We start from the raw sequence: 3271 nt of genomic DNA on the forward strand, positions 1-3271 counted from the left end.
ATAGTGCTGCAACCAGTGTGAAAGTAGGTTATCGTCAGGCTAGTTATATAGAAAACCCCCCATCAGCCTCAGCGCGCTCAAGATCGCGCTGAGTGCAGATGGGGGGTTTTCGCTTTGGGCGTCGCTTTATGATCACCCGGCACGCTGTAAGCTCATTACAAAACTCACACCACCATCGAGATTATGCGCGGCGATCGTAGCGCCCATTTTTGCCATATACGTCTTGGCCACGAATTGTCCCTGCCCGCGACTGCCACCGGCACCCGATTCTGCTTGTTCCGATACACCGTACTCGAAGATATTGCCGATCATCTCGGGCGCGATGGGTGGAACTTGATTGTGGATCGTGATGGTCGCGCCGGTGTCGCCGGCTGCCAGCGTGATCGTGATCGGGCTGTCCGGTAACCGATAGCGCTTGGCGTTGCGCAGCACATGGGTAACCGCGTCTTCCAGCGAATAGTCGTCAGTCCTTGCCAGCAATGCGTCCGGCCCGTCGAAGTGCACCTGCTCGATACCGATGCACGGACCATTGTCGGCCACGTGGCGCAGGCAAGCGGCGCGGACTCGATCCAGGCGCGCAGCTGATTGCTGGTCGGGAGATCGCCCTCGATGACGGCGACTTTGGCCGTGCTGTCTTCGCTGCTTGTCAATCCAGGAAGTATCCGTGGTTTTAGCGTAAAAGACACAGAACAGCCTGTGAGGAGTTCTTCACACGCGCGGAAGAGAGACGGCTGGCGTCGGCGTTGTTACTTCCACATTACTGGGTGCACCATGCTTATGTCGGTGCGCTACGCTCTGAACGCCGACCGCGTGGCCGCGATTGCCCAGTCGCTGCCGCCCGATATCAATGGCGCCATCGTCGAACCGGCAGTGCAGGGTGTGATGGCAGCCGATGGCATCACGCTGCGCGGCATAACCATCGGCAAGATCGCGCTGCCCGAGGAGTACCAAGTAGGCATGGAAAAGCTGCTGGCCGAAGAACTGGAAACCGAAAAGATGCGCTACACGCTCGAGTTCAAGGAAAAGCAGGTGGAGCAAAGCGCGCTGGAGGCGGATGCCGACAAGATCCGTCGCGAAAAAGCTGCCGAAGCGGCCGGCACTGAGCAGATCATCGCCGCCCGTGCACAGGCAGGCCATGGCGCACTTACCGCCTTTCAAGCAGAAGCAGATCGAACAGCGCCGGCTGGAAGCGGAGGCCGACAAGACCGCGCGCATCAAGACGTCTGAAGGCAATGCCCAGGCGCGCCTGATCGAAGCGACCGGTGAAGCCGATGCGCGGCGCAAGCTGGCCGACGCCGAAGCCTATCGCCAGCACACCATCGGCAAGGTGGCTGCTGCGTAGATGCAGCGCAAGGGTGAACTGATTGCCCGCAATCCGCTCTTGATCCAGAAAACCATGGCCGACAAGCTGTCGGACAAGTTCGCGGTCATCATCGCCCCGCCACCGGCCGATGGCGGCTTTGTCGGCGCGTCGTTGCTGGGCGGTGCCAAGGCGGGTGAATAATCATGTCGCTCTTTGCCACTGCCGTCATTCTGGCCATCGTCACGCGGGACCAGGCCGCGCTGCGCGCCGCGCCCAAGGACAGCGCCCAGCAGCAGGCCGTCCGGTGGCAGGGCGACAGCCTGGAGATACGCGGCGAGAAGCAGGACTTCCTGCAAGTGTATGACCACCGCCGCGAACGGGCCGGCTATATCCGCGCGGCGCAGGTGCCCAGGATATCGCTGGCGCCGGTCGATGCGCCGGAGCTGCTGTCGGTGGTGCGCTTCCTGCGCGATACGCCAGGCGCCGAATCGCTGGGCATCAATTATGTTGCTGCCTACCTGAAGGCGGCGCCGTCGGCGGCCATTACCGCCGAACCATTCGATGCCCTGAGTGGCATGGCCGAACGGCTGGCGCGGCGCGCCTCGTCGCGCCAGAGCAAGCAAGGTGATGTCGTGATTGCCGCGCACCTGGAGGCGGTGGCCAATTACGGCGTGGTCGTCCGCAGGCAGGAAGGAGAAGAGCGCATGCAGCTGTGCTACGACGGCTAAGCATTTCGCCGCGTGCTGGCGATGCAACCGACGCCGCCGCAACGCGCGGCGGCCGCGCTGGGACTGACGCGCACCGAGTGCGTCGATCCCGCACTCGGCCCCGGCTCCTGCGCGCCCCTTGACGTGTGGCATGCGGAAGTGCTCGACCGCGTGCAGCTGGCCGACTAGCGCCCTACCTGCGCAACCGGGTCCGCATGCGCCGCGCGGCAGTGTGGTCATCAGTGGCATTCGCGCAGGCCCTCAAGGGCGAATCCGCGATGCAGTCCGCCCGGCGTGCGCTCGACGAAGTTGGGCTGTTTGAGCCGGCGGAGCTGACCGAGGATGACGCCACCGCGTTTGCCGAGGCGGGCGTACGCGTTGGTAGCGTGAGGTGGGCTGCTGAACAGCATGTCGGCAGCGCCGTCATCTGCGGCGAGGCTTAGGGTAATGACGATCGCCGGCGCACCAGGCGAAACCTGCGTGCTCCTGGTGGACGCAAAACACGACCAGCAACATCCCTGGTGCGCCGTTGCATTTAGGGCGTGGTGTGGCAGGCATCGGCGCGAGCCAACGTGCAGCGCACGGCATTGGCGCTGGCTGTGCAGCCGGTGGATGGCTGGGGCGAGATGTGGCTGTTCCATCAGACCGGCGCCGGCTGGATGGTGTACGTACTGCCGCCAGCCGCTACCGAGCCTGGCGTGGGCAATGCGGAATTCGCCGGCTGGGTGCCCGGCACACAGAGCATGCTGGTGGCGCGAGAAGCCCGGATCGACACCCGCTACAAGCGCAGCTTCGAGCTGGTGGCGATCGATACCTTGGCCACGCTGAAGTCTGCCGACAGGCCGTCGTCGCTCAGTCAGTTCTATGGCTGGCAAGACCCTGCCTGGAAGCGCCAGATCTTGGCCTTGCGCTAGAGTGAGAAAATGATTTAACAAAAAGCCTTGTCATGAGTGTTGTGCCTTGGCTATAATTCGACCCCTCGCAAGACACCGCACGCAGTGCAGCGTTAAGCGGGACAGGTAGAGAAAAAGAAGTGCTTGACGAAATATCCGAAACGCTTCATAATCTTGCCTCTTCGCTGATGAACAAAACGCTTCTTCAGCTAGCAAGACCGCAGTACCAAACAAAGTTCTTTAAAAATTAACAGTCGATAAGTGTGGACGTTTGATGAAAGTGCACACAGCACTAGTTGCTGTGATACTTAACATATCAAATGTTCACAAGAAGTAATGAAATAGGCGCTATGAAAATAGTGGCCTGT

At 61.4% G+C, this 3271-nt stretch carries 5 protein-coding genes and 1 pseudogene; 4 read left to right on the forward strand and 2 right to left on the reverse strand.

Annotation, left to right across the window (positions count from 1 at the left end; translation table 11 throughout):
* Positions 1 to 132 precede the first annotated feature (132 nt).
* Entirely contained in the window at positions 133 to 540 is a 408-nt protein-coding gene (locus DUPY_RS01130; RefSeq protein ID WP_070245890.1) for an ATP-binding protein, read from the reverse strand.
* 237 nt (positions 541 to 777) lie between these two features.
* On the opposite strand from DUPY_RS01130, the pseudogene DUPY_RS01135 reads away from it, so the two are divergent.
* The 3 genes and pseudogenes from DUPY_RS01135 to DUPY_RS28745 all read left to right on the forward strand — a co-directional run.
* A pseudogene (locus tag DUPY_RS01135) lies at positions 778 to 1504 on the forward strand (SPFH domain-containing protein); the annotation flags it as partial.
* 2 nt (positions 1505 to 1506) lie between these two features.
* The gene (locus DUPY_RS28740; protein ID WP_229255195.1) at positions 1507 to 2031 is read left to right on the forward strand and encodes a hypothetical protein; all 525 of its coding nucleotides are present in this window, start codon (positions 1507 to 1509) and stop codon (positions 2029 to 2031) included.
* Between the two features lie 12 nt (positions 2032 to 2043).
* Positions 2044 to 2199, forward strand: coding sequence for a hypothetical protein (locus DUPY_RS28745; protein WP_229255196.1), 156 nt, complete (start codon positions 2044 to 2046; stop codon positions 2197 to 2199).
* Positions 2200 to 2249: 50 nt separating this feature from the next.
* On the opposite strand, the gene DUPY_RS28750 is transcribed toward DUPY_RS28745, so the two are convergent.
* A complete protein-coding gene (locus DUPY_RS28750) occupies positions 2250 to 2420 on the reverse strand; it encodes a hypothetical protein (protein WP_229255197.1) in 171 nt (56 codons plus the stop codon).
* A 132-nt stretch (positions 2421 to 2552) separates the two neighbouring features.
* On the opposite strand from DUPY_RS28750, the gene DUPY_RS28755 reads away from it, so the two are divergent.
* Positions 2553 to 2924, forward strand: coding sequence for a hypothetical protein (locus tag DUPY_RS28755; RefSeq protein WP_229255198.1), 372 nt, complete (start codon positions 2553 to 2555; stop codon positions 2922 to 2924).
* The last annotated feature ends 347 nt before the right edge of the window (positions 2925 to 3271 follow it).

Source organism: Duganella phyllosphaerae (assembly GCF_001758785.1).
In the GTDB taxonomy this organism is placed as follows: Bacteria; Pseudomonadota; Gammaproteobacteria; order Burkholderiales; family Burkholderiaceae_D; genus Rugamonas; species Rugamonas phyllosphaerae.